Here is a 16,841-nt window from a genome sequence, read left to right as displayed (position 1 = left end):
CGCATGTCCGACGACGACCAGTCGCCGATTTCGGCCCAGATGGCGAAACAGCTATTCGCTGACTGGGCGTCCGCGCCAGCATTGGTCCTTGCCGTGTCCGGCGGTCCTGATTCCGTCGCCCTGATGTGGCTCGCCGCGCGTTGGCGGCGTGCGCTCAAACGCGGCCCCGACCTTATTGCGGTGACCATCGACCATGGCTTACGACCTGAAGCGGCCCGCGAGGCCCGCGACGTGAAACGGCTCGCGGCATCTCTCGATATTCCTCACCGCACTCTCCGTTGGACTGGTGCCAAGCCGAAAACCGGACTGCCTGCCGCGGCCCGCGAGGCGCGCTATCTGCTGCTGGCCAAGGCCGCGCGCAGCGTCGGAGCATTCCATGTACTGACTGCCCATACCCGCGACGATCAGGCTGAGACCCTCCTCATGCGGATGGCGCGCGGCAGCGGCATTGCCGGCCTCGCGGGCATGGCGCGGCTGACCGAGCGTGACGGCATCCAGCTCGCGCGTCCCTTTTTGCACATCGCGAAGGCGCAGCTTGTTACTACGCTGACCAAAGCGAAAATCGACTTCGCGACCGATCCCAGTAATTCCGACCCAAGCTACACCCGCCCGCGGCTGCGGGCGCTGATGCCGGCGCTGGCGTCCGAGGGCTTCGATTCGCGCAACCTCGCCCGGCTGGCGACGCGGCTCCGGCGTGCCGATGCTGCGCTGGAACTGATGGTCGACGGGGCAGAGCGGTTTCTGGCGCTGCACAGCCCGGGCAGGGTGCCCGAAGCCATCGATGCGGGAGCATTTGCGGGGCTGGCTGAGGAAATTCGCGTTCGGTTGTTGCTGCGGATGATCGATCAGGTCGGGCACGAAGGGCCGGCCGAGCTCGGCAAGGTCGAAATGCTTGTATTCGCCATGGTTCAGGCCACGCGATCGGGCGGGAAAGGTACTCTGCTGAAGCAGACGCTCGCCGGTGCCATGATCACGCTGACGCAGGACCGCCTGAGAATCGTTCCGGCGCCGCCCAGGCGTCGCCGCGCCGATTGAGTGCAAAGACCTACCTGTGGCCCCACAGTACCTTAACCACCGTGGGAAAACCCTGTCAGCACTGCCATTATTTGAACCGGAAATGCGCGTAGATGCGTTAAATAGTCCATCCCAGTTCCCTTGGCAGCGCCCTCGGTCGCACCTAGATTGTATCCGACCGACCCAGGGTGAACCCTTGTGGCGACCCACAAGGGAATAAGGCCGCGATTTCGCGCGGCGACGAAGGAAGATCGATGAACGCGAACCTGCGCAATTTTGCCCTCTGGGTCATTATCGTTTTGTTGCTGCTGGCGCTGTTCACGCTTTTCCAGAATCCTGGTCAGCGCACCGCCTCGCAGGACATTTCGTTCTCGCAGCTCCTCACCGAAGTTGATCAAAATCACGTCCGCGATGTCGTAATCCAGGGGCCTGAAATTCACGGCACCTTCACCAACGGCTCCAGCTTCCAGACCTATGCCCCGAGCGACCCGACCCTGATCAAGCGTCTGTATGACGCCAAGGTCTCGATCACCGCGAAGGCTCCGGGCGACAACGTGCCGTGGTTCGTGTCGCTGCTCGTCTCATGGCTGCCGTTCATCGCGCTGATCGGCGTGTGGATCTTCCTGTCGCGCCAGATGCAGGGCGGCGCCGGCAAGGCGATGGGCTTCGGCAAGTCGCGCGCCAAGATGCTGACGGAAGCGCATGGCCGCGTCACCTTCGAGGACGTCGCCGGCGTCGACGAGGCCAAGCAGGATCTGCAGGAAATCGTCGAATTCCTGCGCGACCCCGGCAAGTATCAGCGCCTCGGCGGACGTATCCCGCGCGGCGTGCTGCTGGTTGGCCCTCCCGGCACCGGTAAGACGCTGATCGCGCGTGCGGTCGCGGGCGAAGCCAATGTGCCGTTCTTCACCATTTCGGGTTCGGACTTCGTCGAAATGTTCGTCGGCGTCGGCGCATCCCGTGTGCGTGACATGTTCGAGCAGGCCAAGAAGAATGCGCCCTGCATCATCTTCATCGACGAAATCGACGCCGTCGGTCGTCATCGTGGCGCCGGTCTCGGCGGCGGCAATGACGAGCGCGAACAGACCCTCAATCAGTTGCTGGTCGAGATGGACGGCTTCGAGGCCAATGAAGGCGTGATCCTGATCGCCGCCACCAACCGTCCGGACGTGCTGGATCCCGCGCTGCTGCGTCCCGGCCGTTTCGACCGTCAGGTCGTGGTGCCAAATCCGGACGTTGTCGGTCGCGAGCAGATCCTCAAGGTCCATGTCCGCAAGGTGCCGCTGGCGCCGGATATCAATCTCAAGACGATCGCACGCGGCACGCCCGGTTTCTCCGGCGCGGACCTGATGAACCTCGTCAACGAGGCCGCACTGACTGCCGCGCGCCGTAACAAGCGCATGGTGACGCAGAGCGAGTTCGAAGAGGCCAAGGATAAGGTGATGATGGGCGCCGAGCGCAAGTCGCTGGTGATGTCCGAGGAAGAGAAGATGCTGACGGCCTATCACGAAGGCGGTCACGCCATCGTCGGCCTCAACGTCATCGCCACCGACCCGATCCACAAGGCGACTATCATTCCGCGCGGCCGTGCGCTCGGCATGGTCATGCAGCTGCCGGAACGGGACAAGATGTCGATGTCCCTGGAGCAGATGACCTCGCGCCTCGCCATCATGATGGGTGGCCGCGTTGCTGAAGAATTGATCTTCGGCCGCAACAAGGTCACCTCGGGTGCGTCCTCCGATATCGAGCAGGCCACGCGGCTGGCTCGCATGATGGTGACGCGCTGGGGCCTGTCGGAAGAACTCGGTACGGTGTCGTATGGCGAGAACAACGACGAGGTCTTCCTCGGCATGCAGATGAACCGCACCCAGGCGGTCTCGGAATCCACAGCGCAGAAGATCGACTCCGAAGTGAAGCGTCTGGTCGCTGAAGGCTATGACGAAGCGACCAAGATCCTCACCGAGAAGCGCGATGACCTCGAAACGCTGGCCAAGGGCTTGCTGGAATTCGAAACCCTCTCGGGCGACGAGATCACGGATTTGCTGAACGGCAAGAAGCCGAACCGCGAGTCGGTGCTGGAGCCGTCGGGCCCGCGTACCTCGGCTGTGCCTCCCGCTGGCAAGCCGCGCCCGCGTCCGGACGGTGGCCTGGAGCCGCAGCCGCAGGCGTAAAGTCGACACACGTAAACATGCAAAACGCGGCCGAAAGGCCGCGTTTTTTGTTATCTGTAGCTCGAATGGAGCGAGGCCCGACGCGGGGACCACGTCCCACTTAAACCTTCCTCAAACTTCCATCGGCACTGTCGCCCGGCGCCCTTGATGCGCATTGGGGACCCTATGCCAGCGCCGCTCACGATGACTTCGACACCCGAGCGTGGCCCTGTTCCGCCGGCGCTGCTGATCGTCTGCACGATCCTGACGATGCTGCATCTCGCCTTCTTCCCGACCTTCTACGGTCGCGGCTGGATCTATGAAGACGGCCTCGGCTCGCCCACCGATTTCGTCAATGTGTGGTCTGCCGGGCGATTGGTGCTCGATGGTCATCCGGCTTGGGCTTATGACTGGGACATCCAGAAAAAGGTCCAGATTGCGGTTCTCGGTCAGAGCTATCCCGGCAATTTCGCCTGGCATTATCCGCCGCCGTTCCTGTTCATCGCGGCACTGCTCGCAAAGCTGCCTTATGCTGTAGCTTTTGCCGGCTGGGCTGCGGTCAGCTTCGTGCCGTATCTGGCGGCGATGCGTGCGATCGTCGGTCGTCCCTTCGGCCTTTTACTGGCTGCGGCTTTTCCGGTGGTGATGACCAACGGCCTTGTCGGGCAGAATGGATTTCTGACCGCGGCGCTGATCGGCGGGATGCTGGTGCTGCTGCCGACCCGGCCGATCCTGTCGGGGATCTGTCTGGGCCTGCTCAGCTACAAGCCGCAGTACGGATTTCTGTTTCCGCTGATGCTGATCGCGGCGTCACAATGGAAGGCGTTTGTCAGCGCAGGTATCACAACAGTGCTGCTGGCCGCGGTGTCGTGGCTCGCTTTCGGCACCGAGAGCTGGCAGGCCTTTATCCACTGGATGCCGATGTTCTCGCAGGCCTTCCTTACCGAAGGCCGCGCGCCATGGGGCAAGATGCAGAGCATCTTCGCACTGGTGCGCTATTTCGACGGCAGCGAGCCGCTGGCCTGGACGTTCCAGTGGATCATGATTGGTGCCGTCGTAGCGGTGCTGGTGCCGTTGTGGCGCAGCAGCGTGCGCTATGAACTGAAAGCCGCTGCGCTGGCAGTCGGCGCCTTGCTCACGACGCCCTACCTTTTCCTGTACGACGTGATGGTGCTTGCGATTGCCATCGGCTTCATCGCCCGTATCGGTCTCGCGGAAGGCTTTCGCCGTCACGAACTGCCGGTGCTCGGTCTCGCTGCTGCGCTGCTGATCGCCTATCCATTTCTCGGCGCTCCCACGGGCTTTGGCGCAACGCTGCTGGTGGCAGCGTTGATCGCCATGCGCGTGCGGGAGTCTATTCGCTCCACGCCGAGTTCAGGATGATGCTGCAGAAATTCCCGCGTTTGTAGGTGGGGTCGCGGAGGTCGAGCACGTCAGCCTTGACGTTGCCGAAGGTGGTCTCCGGCTTGTGGATCGTCCCTGCAGCGAACGCATCGATGATCCCGTTCTTGAAGTCATGGTCGCGCGGATGGCAGGCACACACTTCGTGGCGCTGATGTGCCGTGAAGGCGTCGTACTCAAGACCCAGCACATCCATCTCGACACCAGCCGTGACGAGCGCCACCACGGGCCGCTTGTGCTTGGGAATGCCCGGTGTCGTGTGAAGCGCGATGGCGTCCCAGACATCGTCGATGTCGCGCTCATCGATCCTGTGGCTGCGCAGAAAGTCCGCCGCAGCATTCGCGCCATCGACTTCGAAACGTTCATCCTTGCTCGCATAGGGCGCCTGTAAGCCCATGTCGTGAAACATCGCGCCGACATAAAGTAACTCGGAATCGACTTTGAGACCCTTGCGCTGTCCGGCGAGCGCGCCGAACAGGAAAACCCGATTGGAATGATGATACAGAAGATCGCTTTCGGTGTCGCGCACCAGCTGATCGACCTGGCGAGCGAGGGCGCTGTCAGGGACTTTGATGCCGGCAATGGTCTTGCTCATGAGATGCTCCTTGCGGGGGTGTTGTGATGCATCCGTTGTCGCCGGCGGGCGGTGTCCTCGCAATCGCGCCGCGCCCTGCAAAGCTGCCATTCGCCCGTGATTTCCCGCCGCAAGACGACTATCTATTCAGAATGACTTGGGCCTGTCCTCGCCGTCGGAATGAAGCATCACCATGAAGACCGTTGCTCTTGCGATCTTTCCGGGCGTCCAGTCGCTGGACGTAGCCGGTCCGCTTGATGTGTTCATGGAGGCCAATGGCTTCGTTGCACCGGGCGACGGCTACGACATTACACTTGTCGCTGCAGACTGCGCGCCGCTGCGTGCATCGAACGGTTTGCGGATATCCGCCGATCTGGCGTTCAGTGATGCGAACAAGCCCTGGGATCTGGTGCTGGTGGCCGGCGGGCCAGGGCTGCCGACGGCGGAGGCGGATCCGCAGCTCACAGAGTGGCTTGCCAATGCGGCGCTCCAGGCGGGGCGTTATGGTTCGGTGTGCACCGGGGCATTCGCGCTCGGCCATGCAGGCTTGCTCGACGACAAGACGGTGACGACGCACTGGCAGAATGCGCCGCTATTGGCGTTGCGTTTCCCCAAAGCGCATGTGGAGTTCGATCGCATCTATAGCCGCGATGGCGCGCTGGTGACGTCGGCCGGCGTCACCGCAGGGATCGATCTCGGTCTCGCACTGGTCCAGGAAGATCATGGCGCGGATGTTGCGCTGGCCGTAGCCAAGCGTCTGGTTGTGGTGGCGCAGCGCCAGGGTGGCCAGTCGCAATTCAGTCCCTATCTGGTACCGCCGGCCGAGCCGGATTCACCGATTGCGCGAGTCCATGCTCATGTGATGGCCCATCTGCGTGACGCGCACAGCGTGGATGAACTGGCCGATGTGGCGGGCATGAGCGCCCGCACCTTTGCGCGGACATTCAAGCAGGAAACAAAGATGACGCCGGCAGATTTTGTCGAGGGCGCCCGGATCGACACGGCGCGTAACCGTCTCGAAGGCAGCGATCTGCCGCTCAAGGTGGTGGCTTATGAATCCGGTTTCACCACCGCCGAACATATGCGTCAGGTCTTCGTGCGACGGCTGGGTCTGACGCCCAGCCAGTATCGGGCCAGCTTTCGCGCGGTCTGATTCTGCTCAGGCGAGTTGCAGTGAAGAAACCGGATCGCTCGCAGGAAAGCTGTCCATCAGCGCTTCGTTCAGCATCTCGTCGAGTCGGCGCCGGGCGATCTGCTCCGTCGTCTCGAACGCCGTGAGCGCGCCTGCGTGCTCCACGAAAGCGTTGAACTCGGTTCTCTCAGTGCTCGTTGCCAGGTTCCGCATGGCATCCTCCATCGATTGATGTGGCTCTTCTGCGCCTCACGGTCCTTTCGGACAACGAATCGCATCGTGCAGAAACCGCCAACGATCCCGCGGTTTCCGCCACGCAAGCGGTTGTCCACTGAACCAACAGCCCTACCGAATTTGTTGCGTTCGGCTCAATGCCCGCTTGACACTTCGCCGCGGGTCACACCAAATGTAGACGTCACGGTCCGCCCTGTCGCAAGACTTGGTGGCTAAGAGGGAAGCCGGTAAAGACGCTGTTTTGCGTCATATTCCGGCGCTGCCCCCGCAACTGTAAGCAGTGAGTCTGTTTCGATTGAAGTCACTGATGCGCAAGCATCGGGAAGGCTGAAACAGACATTGACCTGCGAGCCAGGAGACCTGCCGCGACACCAGAACGTCCATGGGCGGGGTGTCCCAGCGGTCGCTTGCAGGCAATGCCGGCGGATCTCCGCCGTGTATTTTGCAGCGTCCTTTCGGCCCCAGCCCCCATTGCTTGATGCATCACACGGGGTCTTGCCGATGCCTACTTCATCTTCTGTTTTGTCCAACGGACGCGATGCGGCTCATGCGCCGCTGATTCAACTGTCGCCGGAAACGCTCGCTGCGCCTGCGCGCGAACCCTCGATGCAGATCATCCGGCGCAACGGCACGGTGTCGTCCTTCGACGGCAGCAAGATTTCCGTCGCGATGACCAAAGCCTTTCTGGCCGTCGAGGGCCACACGGCAGCGGCGTCGCGCCGCGTCCATGAGGCGGTGGAACAACTGACCGGCGAAGTCGTGGCTGCATTGACGCGCCGCGTCGGTGAAGGCCGGACCTTCCATATCGAGGACGTCCAGGATCAGGTCGAACTGGCGCTGATGCGCAGCGAGCACCACAAGGTGGCCCGCGCCTATGTGCTGTACCGCGAGGAGCGCGCTCGCACCCGCGCCGAGGAACTGGCCGCCAAGCCCGCGCTGGTTTCCACCGCACCGGTGCTGCACGTCACGCTCGCCAACGGCACGCGCGCCCCGCTCGATTCGGCGCGTCTCGCGCTGATCGTCAACGAGGCCTGCGCCGGCCTTGATGGCGTCGATGCCGCCCCGGTGCTCGAGGAAACCCGCCGCAATCTCTATGACGGCATCACGCTGGATGAACTGGCACTGGCTGGCATCATGGCCGCGCGCACGCTGGTGGAGCAGGAGCCGAACTACACCTTTGTCAGCGCCCGCCTGCTGCTCGATAAACTGCGCACGGAAGTCCTGTCCTTCGTTCATGGCAGCCCGACCCACGCGTCGCAGGCTGACATGACCACGCGCTACGCCGAATATTTCGGCGCCTATATCAAGACCGGCATTGCGGCCGAGCTGCTCGATCCCGAACTCGCGCGCTTCGATCTCAAGCGAATCGCTGCCGCGCTGAGGCCGGAAGGCGATCTCCAGTTCCAGTTCCTGGGCCTGCAAACGCTCTATGACCGCTACTTCCTGCATGTGCAGGGCAATCGCATCGAACTGCCGCAGGCCTTCTTCATGCGCGTTGCCATGGGCCTCGCGCTGCGCGAGATCGACCGCGAAGCCCGCGCGATCGAATTCTACAACCTGCTGTCGTCGTTCGACTTCATGGCCTCGACGCCGACACTGTTCAATTCCGGCACGCTGCGGCCGCAGCTGTCGTCCTGCTTCCTCACGACGGTGGCCGACGATCTCGACGGCATCTTTAAGTCGGTGAAGGACAACGCACTGCTGGCGAAATATTCCGGCGGTCTCGGCAATGACTGGACGCGCGTGCGCGGTCTCGGCGCGCATATCAAGGGTACCAATGGCGAGAGCCAGGGCGTGGTGCCATTCCTGAAGGTCGCCAACGATACGGCCATCGCCGTCAATCAGGGCGGCAAGCGCAAGGGCGCGGTCTGCGCCTATCTCGAGACCTGGCACATCGACATCGAAGAATTCCTCGATCTCCGCAAGAACACCGGCGACGACCGCCGCCGCACGCACGATATGAACACCGCCAACTGGGTGCCAGACCTGTTCATGCAGCGCGTCGAGGCCGATGGCGAATGGACGCTGTTCTCGCCCGACGAAACGCCGGAGCTGCACGACCTCTATGGCAAGCCCTTTGCCGAGCGCTATGCGGCCTATGAGGAGAAGGCTGCGCGCGGCGAGATCCGCGTGTTCAAGAAGGTGCGCGCAACTGACTTGTGGCGCCGCATGCTGACCATGGTGTTCGAGACCGGCCATCCCTGGATCACCTTCAAGGATCCCTGCAATCTGCGCTCGCCGCAGCAGCATGCTGGCGTGATCCATTCATCGAATCTCTGCACGGAGATCACGCTGAATACGTCCGATGATGAGGTCGCGGTCTGCAATCTCGGCTCGGTCAACCTGCTCAATCATATCGGCAAGGATGGTCTCGACCACGCGCAGCTCAAGCGTACCGTGACCACGGCGATGCGGATGCTCGACAATGTCATCGACATCAATTTCTACACCATCCCGGAAGCGCGCCGCTCGAACCTCAAGCATCGTCCGGTGGGTCTGGGTCTGATGGGCTTCCAGGATGCACTGCAGGCGCAGGGTATCGCGATGGCGTCGGATGCGGCCGTGGCGTTTGCCGACACCAGCATGGAAGCGATTGCCTTCCATTCGATCTCGGCATCGGTGGATCTTGCCGCCGAGCGCGGCCGCTATCCGTCCTTCGACGGATCGCTGTGGAGCCGCGGCATCCTGCCGATCGACTCCATCGAGATACTTGCGGAGGCCCGCGGTGGTGTGCAGATGGATCGCTCGACCACGCTCGACTGGAACGGCCTGCGTGACCGCGTGAAGTCCACCGGCATGCGCAATTCCAACGTGATGGCGATCGCGCCGACAGCGACGATCTCCAATATCTGCGGCGTCGCGCAGTCGATCGAGCCGGCCTATCAGAACCTCTATGTCAAATCGAACATGTCAGGCGATTTCACAGTGGTGAATGCCTTCCTTGTGCGCGATCTGAAAAAGAGGGGCCTGTGGGACGAGGTGATGGTCTCGGACCTGAAATATTTCGACGGCAGCGTCGGATCGATCGACCGTGTACCTGACGATCTCAAGGCGCTGTATGCGACCTCGTTCGAGATCGACAGTGCATGGTTGATCGAAGCGGCCTCGCGCCGTCAGAAGTGGATCGATCAGGCGCAGTCGCTCAACCTCTACATCGCCAATCCCTCAGGCAAGAAGCTCGATCAGCTCTATCGCCTGGCCTGGACGCTGGGGTTGAAGACGACCTACTACCTGCGCTCGCGCAGCGCCACGCATGTGGAGAAGTCAACGCTGAAGGGGACCGATGGCAAGCTCAACGCAGTCTCGGCGACGGTCGCGACAGCTAAGACGGCGGGTGCGCCGATCCTGGTTCAGTCCTCCGTCACTGCGCTGGAGTTGAATGTCGCGATGGCATGCTCGATCGACAACCCCGAATGCGAGGCGTGCCAGTAAGGGCAGCGTTCTCTCCGCCGTCATTGCGAGGAGCGCAGCGACGAAGCAATCCAGTTCTTTCCGCGCTCGCGGCCTTCTGGATTGCTTCGCTTCGCTCGCAATGACGACCGATCAAACTCAGCTATTTCCAGGAACACCCCATGCTCGACTGGTCCGATACCTCATCCGCTCCCAAAACCCCCGCCTTCATCCCGATCCCGCAATCTCCGGCCGACGCCACCGGCCTCGGCACCATCGATCGCTCCGGCGGCCGCGTCTCGGTGGACGAGAAGCGCATGATTAACTGCCGCGCCGACGTCAATCAGCTGCTGCCGCTGAAATACAAGTGGGCGTGGGAGAAGTATCTCGCCGGCTGCAACAATCACTGGATGCCGACCGAAGTCTCGATGCAGGCGGACATCGCGCTGTGGAAGTCGCGCGACGGCCTGACCGAAGACGAACGCCGCGCCATCAAGCGCAATCTCGGCTTCTTCGCTGCGTCAGAGAGCCTTGTCGCCAACAATATCGTGCTGGCGATCTATCGCCACCTCACCAATCCGGAATGTCGGCAATATTTGTTGCGGCAGTCGTTCGAGGAGGCGGTGCATACGCACACCTTCCAGTACATCGTCGAGAGTCTCGGCCTCGATGAGGGCGAGCTGTTCAACATGTATCGCGAGGTGCCGTCGATCACCGAGAAGGCCGCCTGGGCGCTCAAGCACACCCAGCATCTCGACGATCCCGACTTCAAGACCGGCACGCCTGAGACCGATCAGGCCTTCATGCGTGACCTCGTGGCGTTCTACGTGATCTTCGAGGGCATGTGGTTCTACACGGGTTTCGCGCAGATCCTGTCGCTCGGCCGCCGCAACAAGATGGTCGGCATCGCCGAACAATATCAATACATCCTGCGCGATGAATCGATTCATCTGAACTTCGGCATCGATGTCATCAACCAGATCAAGATCGAGAATCCGCATCTCTGGACCAAGGCGTTCCAGGAGGAAATCCGCGACATGATCCGCACCGCGGCCGAGCTCGAGGCGGCCTACGGGCGGGACACCATGCCGCGCGGCTTCCTTGGACTGAATGCGGCGCTGTGCGAAACCTATATGCATTTCATTGCCAACCGTCGCTGCGCCCAGATCGGCCTCGCGCCGGTGTTCGTTGAGACGGAAAATCCGTTCCCGTGGATGTCGGAAGCCATGGATCTGAAGAAGGAGAAGAACTTCTTCGAGACCCGGGTGATCGAGTACCAGAATGGCGGCGCGTTGAATTGGGAGTAGTCTTTGGTCTCATATCCGCCGCTGCATGGCGCATATGAATCCGCATCGCTTGACCTGATCGCGTGATGCCCGCAGGCATGATCTCGCCTTTCGGCATCACGCGGATCAGTCGATGCACGCCACCCACATCCCTAAAGCACCAGCCTATTGGTCGAAGGTCGCCATCGTGCCTGGCATCATTGCCATCGGACCGATGCTGCCCGGCACGCTGGCCTTCGGCATGGCGTTCGGTGCGCTGTGTGCGCAGAAGAACCTCACGCTTGCCGAAGTCGAAGTGATGATGGCGACGGTCTATGGCGGCTTGTCACAGTTTGTTGCGGTGCAGTCATGGCCTGATGTTTTGACGCCGGGCGCGATCGCGACGCTGGCGCTGCTGACGCTTACGGTGAACATCCGCTTCTTCCTGATGAGCGCGACACTGCGCCCGTGGTTCGGCACGTTGCCCGCATGGCAGGCCTATCCGTCGATGCTGCTCGTGACCGACGGCGGCTGGCTCGCCGCGATGCGCTATCGCGATCATGGCGGGGCCGATGCGTCGTTCTATCTCGGCGGTGGCATCGTGCTGTATTTCACCTGGCTGTTCTCGGCCATCCCGGGCTTCCTGCTGGCCGAACAACTCACTGACCCGAGAAAGTATGGTGTCGATCTGGTGATGCCGGCCTTCTATGCCGCGATGCTGGTGCCCGCATGGAAGGGCCCCCGCCGTGCCATCCCTTGGGTCGTGTCGGGCGTCGTTGCCCTCGCGGTGCATTGGTTGGTGCCGGGCTGGTGGTTCATCATCGCCGGCGCGCTATCGGGAGCGATCAGTGCCGGGCTCATGGACGAACCCGAACCGCAACATCCGGCGGGCGTGTCCGCATGACGGAATTTTTGCGCAGCGATGTGATGGTCGCTTTTGCTGTCATGACGGCGGTCACAGTGGCCTCGCGCCTCGGAGGCTACTGGCTGATGGGCTACGTCAATGTCACGCCGCGGGTTCGCCGGATGCTCGACGCATTGCCGGGCTCGATCATCGTCGCCGCCGCGCTGCCCGTGGCCGTCAATGGCGGGCCGGTGGTGGTTTTCGCAATTCTGGCTGCGATGGCCGTGACCATCATCCGCCGCAACGACTTCATTGCTGTCATCACCGGCATGGCGGTAGCCGCGGCCGCCCGGGCGCTCGGTTTTGGCGGCTAGATCTACCCGAAAAGTTGAATCCCGCTATGCGCAAAACACCTTGTCAACGAGTCTGAACTAGTGTTCAGTTCTTATCGCGAGCACCTCGAAGTTCGCTCAAAACCTTGAAGTTACGCACCTTATTTGTGACAGCCGTCAGGTTGGCCAAGGGGTGCCGGGGATGAGACGCTCATGGTTTACCGACGGACCCATCAAGTCGTGAAGCGGCTTGCGGCGCGGCGCAGCGCCATTCTGGCGGCGGCACGCGAAACCTGTGCCGAAGGTGGCATGGCGGCGGTTCAGATTGCGCCGGTTGCGGTTCGCGCCAATGTCGCGGCGGGCACGGTTTATCGGTATTTCCCGTCTAAGGCCGACCTGATTTCCGAACTCATCGCTGACGTCTCGCGCGACGAACTCGCCGCGATCCGCCGGGCTGCGGATGCCGCGCCGGGTCCGTCATCGGCGCTCGCCGCTGCGGTGACCACGGTCGCCGTGCACGTCGTTTCTCACCGCAAATTGTCGTGGGGCATCCTGGCCGAACCGGTCGAGGTCGATGTGACGGAGTCGCGACTGGCCAGCCGCCGCGAGATCGCCGGCGAGATCGAATCCCGCATTTCGGCCGCTATTCGCGCCGGTCATTTGCCGGCGCAGGATACGGCGCTGGCAGCCGCTGCACTGCTCGGCGCGTTACATGAAGCGCTGGTCGGGCCGATGGCGCCTGACAATCTCGAAGATCAGGCCAAGCTGCGCGACGCGGTGCAGACCGTCACGCTGCTGGCGCTGCGCGCCGTCGGCGTGATGGATGCCCGCGCCCGCGGGCTTGTGGTGCAGGCCGTGTTGCCGACCAAGATGGCGGCCGGCGCCTAGCGCGTTTTCAAGCGCAGTGGGCACCGGTTCGCATCAAGAAAACGCGCCAAACCAAAAGGCTTCAGCGCTTACGGCTTGATTTTGCCGTCCTTGTCGAACTGCGCGAGGAAGGCCCAGAGGTCATTCACCTCGGATTCCTTCTTGATGCCGGCAAAGGCCATCTTGGTGCCCGGGATCTTGGCCTTCGGGTCTTTAATGTATTCCTTGAACGTCGCTTCATCCCAGGTGATGCCGGAATTCTTGTTGGCGTCCGAGTAGGAATAGCCCTCGGCGGTTCCAGATTTGCGGCCGTTCAACCCGTTGAGTTCCGGACCGACCTTGTTCTTGGCGTTGTCGCCGACAGCGTGGCAGGCGAGGCACTTGTTAAAGGAGGATTTCCCGGCGGCGACGTCCTGTGCAAGTGCGAAGGAGGAGGCGGTCGAGGCGGCAAGAACGATCAGGGCGCCGAAAGTGACAGACTTCATGGATGGCTCTTTTTGTTGGTTGGCTTTCCAGCTTAGTTTGTTGCACACGCTCCGAGTAGTCCACAAGTGCGATGGCGGCTGCCGCGCGTTCCGGCACCATGCGACGCGTCATGCTTTGGTAAGCTACCCAAAGCCACACGGACGTGGTTGATTCATGGCAAAGCAGCCGAGTGATCGCTGCGATCTTCGGGAGTGCGCGTTCAATGACCATCATGATGCCGGCGGCGGATCAGGCTGTCCTCGCAAGGCGCGAGGCCATTGTCGCTGCGCTGCACAAGCTGGTGCCGGGCGAGGGCGTGATCTCAAGCGCTGCGGAAATGCTGCCCTATGAATCGGATGGGCTGATGGCCTATCGCCAGCCGCCGATGGTCGTCGTGTTGCCCGATACGACCGAACAGGTCTCCAAAGTTCTGAAATATTGTCACGAGAACGGCATCAAGGTGGTGCCGCGCGGTTCGGGCACGTCGCTGTCCGGTGGCGCGCTGCCGTTGGCCGACGCGGTACTGCTTGGTCTCGGCAAGTTCAAGCGCGTGCGCGAGATCGATTTCGACAACCGCGCCGTCGTCGTCGAGCCCGGCGTCACCAATCTCGCCATCAGCCAGGCGGTAGCGCATGCCGGCTTTTACTACGCGCCGGATCCGTCGTCTCAGATCGCCTGTTCGATCGGTGGCAATGTCGCGGAGAATTCCGGCGGCGTGCACAGCCTCAAATACGGCATGACCACGAACAATCTGCTCGGCTGCGAGATTGTATTGATGTCGGGCGAAGTCATTCGCGTTGGCGGCAAGACCGCAGAGACATCGGGCTACGACCTGATGGGGATCATCACCGGCTCCGAAGGTCTGCTGGGTGTCATCACCGAAATCACCGTGCGCATCCTCCAGAAGCCGGAAACGGCGCGTGCGTTGATGATCGGCTTTGCCGAGGTCGAGCAGGCCGGCCAATGCGTTGCCGATGTCATCAGCGCCGGCATCATCCCCGGCGGCATGGAGATGATGGACAAGCCGGCGATCCATGCGGCCGAAGCCTTCGTCCATGCGGGCTATCCGCTCGACGTCGAAGCGCTGCTCATCATCGAGCTCGATGGGCCCGGTGTCGAGGTCGACGAACTCATCAAGCGCGTCGAGAAGATCGCGCTCGGCTGCGGCTCCACGACGTGTCAGATCTCGACCTCCGAGCAGGAACGCCTGCTATTCTGGTCCGGCCGCAAGGCGGCCTTCCCTGCCGTCGGTCGTATCTCACCGGATTATCTCTGCATGGACGGCACCATTCCTCGCGCGGCCTTGCCGCTGGTGCTGCGCCGCATGAAGGAGATGTCAGCCAAATACGGTCTTGGCGTCGCCAACGTGTTTCACGCGGGCGATGGCAATCTGCATCCGTTGATCCTGTACGATGCGAACAAGCCCGGCGAGTTGCAGCTCGCGGAAGACTTCGGCGCAGATATTCTGAGGCTGTGCGTCGAGGTCGGCGGCGTGCTGACCGGCGAGCACGGCGTCGGCATCGAGAAGCGCGATCTGATGCCGGAGATGTTCAGCGAGGTCGATCTCAATCAGCAGCAGCGTATCAAATGCGCCTTCGACTCGCAGGGTCTGCTCAATCCCGGCAAGGTGTTTCCGACGCTGCATCGCTGCGCCGAACTTGGCCGTGTACATGTGCATGGCGGCAAGCTGGCGTTTCCCGATCTGCCGCGGTTTTGATGATGAGAACTGTGAAGTTAGTAGTGCCATCTGCTTTTGCAGCACGCGCGGACAAAGTGCTCCCTCCCCCCTCCGCGCGAAGCAAAGCTTCGCTAGGGGGGAGGGCCGGGGAGGGGGGTAACCCCGGGCTCCGGCGTGTGTGGCTACCCCCCTCCCTAACCCTCCCCCGCAAGGGGGGAGGGAATCTACAGCGTGTAGGGCATCTATCGTGGACATTTTGAAAGTACGCGACGCTCAGGACGTCGAGCAGGCGGTGCGCGCGGCAATTGCAAGCGAGCAGCCGCTGGAAGTCATCGGTCATGGCAGCAAGCGCATGGTCGGCCAGCCGGTTGCGACCAATGCGGTGCTCGATCTGTCGGCGCTGAATGCGGTGACGTCCTATGAGCCGAACGAATTGATCCTCACCGTACAGGCCGGCGCGCCGATGGCCGACGTGCTGTCGCTGATCGATTCCAAGAATCAGCAGTTTTCGTTCGAGCCGATGAACACGTCGCAGCTCCTGGGCACGCCGGATATCGGCACCATCGGCGGCATGATCTCGGCCGGGCTCGCCGGGCCACGGCGCATTCAGGCCGGCGGTGCGCGCGATCATTTGCTCGGCGTGCATGCGGTTTCCGGCTTCGGCGACAGCTACAAGGCCGGCGGCCGGGTGGTGAAGAATGTCACCGGCTACGATGTCTGCAAGCTGCTCGCCGGCGCGTGGGGCACGCTGTCCGTGATGACGGAGGTGACCCTCAAGGTCATGCCGCGGGCAGAGAGCGAACGCACCCTGGTGCTGCGCGGGCTCGATGATATCGCAGCGAACAAGGCGATGACCGCGGCGTTGGGGTCGCCCTTCGATGTCTCAGGTGCCGCGCATCTGCCGGGCTCGGCGTTACGCACCACGCAGGGGACGCTTGGCGAAATCGCGTCGCCCGACCAGTCGGTCACGCTGATCCGCCTTGAAGGCATCACCGCGTCAGCGTCGCAGCGCGCGGTGTCACTGAGTACGACGCTGAAGTCATTCGGCGTGGCCGAGATACTTGAAGACGCTCAGTCCGCGGCACTGTGGGCGGGTATCCGAGATGTGACGCCATTCGCAGCCAGCGGGCCCCGCGCGATGTGGCCGGTATGGCGCATCGTGACGCCGCCGGCATCCGGCGGTGCGCTTGGCCAAGCTATCGCCAAGGGCTCGCAAGGCGAGGTCATCTATGACTGGGGCGGCGGGTTGATCTGGGCGGCACTACCGCCATCGGCCGATGCGCAGGCAGCGCAACTCCGCAAGCTGGTCAATGCAGCCGGTGGCCATGCGACGCTGATCCGCGCGCCGGAAGATGTGCGCCGTGCCGTCGATGTGTTTCACCCGCAGCCCAAAGGCATCGCGGCGCTCGGCGAGCGTGTGCGTCACAGTTTCGATCCGAAGACCATTCTCAATCGCGGCCGGATGTCGCGTGGCCTTGGTACTTGAAAGACTTGC

General features: G+C 62.4%; 14 protein-coding genes and 1 riboswitch. Of the genes, 11 read left to right on the top strand and 3 right to left on the bottom strand.

All coding sequences use genetic code 11. The features are described from left to right. Positions 1 to 3 precede the first annotated feature (3 nt). The 3 genes from tilS to CHC01_RS01900 all read left to right on the top strand — a co-directional run bounded on the left by tilS (position 4) and on the right by CHC01_RS01900 (position 4,547). Positions 4 to 1,035 (top strand): tRNA lysidine(34) synthetase TilS, encoded by a 1,032-nt coding sequence (gene tilS / locus CHC01_RS01910; protein ID WP_089261971.1) that lies wholly within the window; start codon positions 4 to 6, stop codon positions 1,033 to 1,035. A gap of 233 nt (positions 1,036 to 1,268) precedes the next feature. Next, complete coding sequence (gene ftsH, locus CHC01_RS01905; RefSeq protein WP_089261969.1) at positions 1,269 to 3,185, top strand: ATP-dependent zinc metalloprotease FtsH; 1,917 nt, start codon at positions 1,269 to 1,271, stop codon at positions 3,183 to 3,185. 165 nt (positions 3,186 to 3,350) lie between these two features. Then, entirely contained in the window at positions 3,351 to 4,547 is a 1,197-nt protein-coding gene (locus tag CHC01_RS01900) for a glycosyltransferase family 87 protein (RefSeq protein WP_176454469.1), read from the top strand. Here the strand turns inward: CHC01_RS01900 and CHC01_RS01895 are convergent. Continuing rightward, positions 4,519 to 5,160, bottom strand: coding sequence for an HD domain-containing protein (locus tag CHC01_RS01895; protein WP_089261965.1), 642 nt, complete (start codon positions 5,158 to 5,160; stop codon positions 4,519 to 4,521). The genes CHC01_RS01900 and CHC01_RS01895 overlap by 29 nt on opposite strands. Before the next feature lie 172 nt (positions 5,161 to 5,332). Between CHC01_RS01895 and CHC01_RS01890 the strand changes: the two genes are divergently transcribed. Further along, positions 5,333 to 6,292 carry a GlxA family transcriptional regulator gene (locus CHC01_RS01890; protein WP_089261963.1) on the top strand — a complete coding sequence of 320 codons (960 nt, stop codon included), beginning with the start codon at positions 5,333 to 5,335 and terminating at the stop codon, positions 6,290 to 6,292. A gap of 6 nt (positions 6,293 to 6,298) precedes the next feature. On the opposite strand, the gene CHC01_RS01885 is transcribed toward CHC01_RS01890, so the two are convergent. Continuing rightward, positions 6,299 to 6,484, bottom strand: a complete 186-nt coding sequence (locus CHC01_RS01885) for a hypothetical protein (protein WP_141137021.1) — start codon at positions 6,482 to 6,484, stop codon at positions 6,299 to 6,301. A 188-nt stretch (positions 6,485 to 6,672) separates the two neighbouring features. Beyond that, positions 6,673 to 6,887, top strand: a riboswitch (cobalamin riboswitch). 119 nt (positions 6,888 to 7,006) lie between these two features. On the opposite strand from CHC01_RS01885, the gene CHC01_RS01880 reads away from it, so the two are divergent. From CHC01_RS01880 to CHC01_RS01860, 5 genes are all read left to right on the top strand, one after another. Further along, entirely contained in the window at positions 7,007 to 9,937 is a 2,931-nt protein-coding gene (locus CHC01_RS01880) for a ribonucleoside-diphosphate reductase subunit alpha (RefSeq protein WP_089261959.1), read from the top strand. A gap of 140 nt (positions 9,938 to 10,077) precedes the next feature. After that, complete coding sequence (locus CHC01_RS01875; protein WP_089261957.1) at positions 10,078 to 11,202, top strand: ribonucleotide-diphosphate reductase subunit beta; 1,125 nt, start codon at positions 10,078 to 10,080, stop codon at positions 11,200 to 11,202. 112 nt (positions 11,203 to 11,314) lie between these two features. Further along, the gene (locus tag CHC01_RS01870; protein WP_089261955.1) at positions 11,315 to 12,064 is read left to right on the top strand and encodes an AzlC family ABC transporter permease; all 750 of its coding nucleotides are present in this window, start codon (positions 11,315 to 11,317) and stop codon (positions 12,062 to 12,064) included. Next, a complete protein-coding gene (locus CHC01_RS01865) occupies positions 12,061 to 12,378 on the top strand; it encodes an AzlD family protein (RefSeq protein WP_089261953.1) in 318 nt (105 codons plus the stop codon). The genes CHC01_RS01870 and CHC01_RS01865 overlap by 4 nt, the downstream gene beginning before the upstream one ends. Before the next feature lie 171 nt (positions 12,379 to 12,549). Next, positions 12,550 to 13,224: a TetR/AcrR family transcriptional regulator gene (locus tag CHC01_RS01860; protein WP_089261951.1), complete on the top strand. Its 675-nt coding sequence runs from the start codon at positions 12,550 to 12,552 to the stop codon at positions 13,222 to 13,224. Positions 13,225 to 13,292: 68 nt separating this feature from the next. On the opposite strand, the gene cycA is transcribed toward CHC01_RS01860, so the two are convergent. After that, the gene (gene cycA / locus CHC01_RS01855; RefSeq protein ID WP_089261949.1) at positions 13,293 to 13,688 is read right to left on the bottom strand and encodes a cytochrome c-550 CycA; all 396 of its coding nucleotides are present in this window, start codon (positions 13,686 to 13,688) and stop codon (positions 13,293 to 13,295) included. A 203-nt stretch (positions 13,689 to 13,891) separates the two neighbouring features. Between cycA and CHC01_RS01850 the strand changes: the two genes are divergently transcribed. Both CHC01_RS01850 and CHC01_RS01845 read left to right on the top strand, forming a co-directional pair. Then, positions 13,892 to 15,385, top strand: a complete 1,494-nt coding sequence (locus CHC01_RS01850) for an FAD-linked oxidase C-terminal domain-containing protein (protein WP_089261947.1) — start codon at positions 13,892 to 13,894, stop codon at positions 15,383 to 15,385. Positions 15,386 to 15,593: 208 nt separating this feature from the next. Continuing rightward, positions 15,594 to 16,832: an FAD-binding protein gene (locus tag CHC01_RS01845; RefSeq protein ID WP_089261945.1), complete on the top strand. Its 1,239-nt coding sequence runs from the start codon at positions 15,594 to 15,596 to the stop codon at positions 16,830 to 16,832. The last annotated feature ends 9 nt before the right edge of the window (positions 16,833 to 16,841 follow it).

The sequence above is a fragment of the Tardiphaga sp. OK246 genome (assembly GCF_900188215.1).
Classification (GTDB): Bacteria; Pseudomonadota; Alphaproteobacteria; order Rhizobiales; family Xanthobacteraceae; genus Tardiphaga; species Tardiphaga robiniae.
Note: the sequence above shows the minus strand (reverse complement) of the source record. Positions and strands in the feature narration are given on the sequence as shown.

Excerpts from the sequence above, each read along its gene's own strand:
- CHC01_RS01875 (WP_089261957.1), top strand. The coding sequence starts at position 10,078 with ATGCTCGACTGGTCCGATACCTCATCCGCTCCCAAAACCCCCGCCTTC.
- CHC01_RS01890 (WP_089261963.1), top strand. The coding sequence starts at position 5,333 with ATGAAGACCGTTGCTCTTGCGATCTTTCCGGGCGTCCAGTCGCTGGAC.
- CHC01_RS01880 (WP_089261959.1), top strand. The coding sequence starts at position 7,007 with ATGCCTACTTCATCTTCTGTTTTGTCCAACGGACGCGATGCGGCTCAT.
- CHC01_RS01870 (WP_089261955.1), top strand. The coding sequence starts at position 11,315 with ATGCACGCCACCCACATCCCTAAAGCACCAGCCTATTGGTCGAAGGTC.
- CHC01_RS01885 (WP_141137021.1), bottom strand. The coding sequence starts at position 6,484 with ATGCGGAACCTGGCAACGAGCACTGAGAGAACCGAGTTCAACGCTTTC.
- cycA (WP_089261949.1), bottom strand. The coding sequence starts at position 13,688 with ATGAAGTCTGTCACTTTCGGCGCCCTGATCGTTCTTGCCGCCTCGACC.
- CHC01_RS01865 (WP_089261953.1), top strand. The coding sequence starts at position 12,061 with ATGACGGAATTTTTGCGCAGCGATGTGATGGTCGCTTTTGCTGTCATG.
- CHC01_RS01895 (WP_089261965.1), bottom strand. The coding sequence starts at position 5,160 with ATGAGCAAGACCATTGCCGGCATCAAAGTCCCTGACAGCGCCCTCGCT.
- CHC01_RS01850 (WP_089261947.1), top strand. The coding sequence starts at position 13,892 with ATGACCATCATGATGCCGGCGGCGGATCAGGCTGTCCTCGCAAGGCGC.
- ftsH (WP_089261969.1), top strand. The coding sequence starts at position 1,269 with ATGAACGCGAACCTGCGCAATTTTGCCCTCTGGGTCATTATCGTTTTG.
- CHC01_RS01900 (WP_176454469.1), top strand. The coding sequence starts at position 3,351 with ATGCCAGCGCCGCTCACGATGACTTCGACACCCGAGCGTGGCCCTGTT.
- CHC01_RS01860 (WP_089261951.1), top strand. The coding sequence starts at position 12,550 with ATGGTTTACCGACGGACCCATCAAGTCGTGAAGCGGCTTGCGGCGCGG.
- tilS (WP_089261971.1), top strand. The coding sequence starts at position 4 with ATGTCCGACGACGACCAGTCGCCGATTTCGGCCCAGATGGCGAAACAG.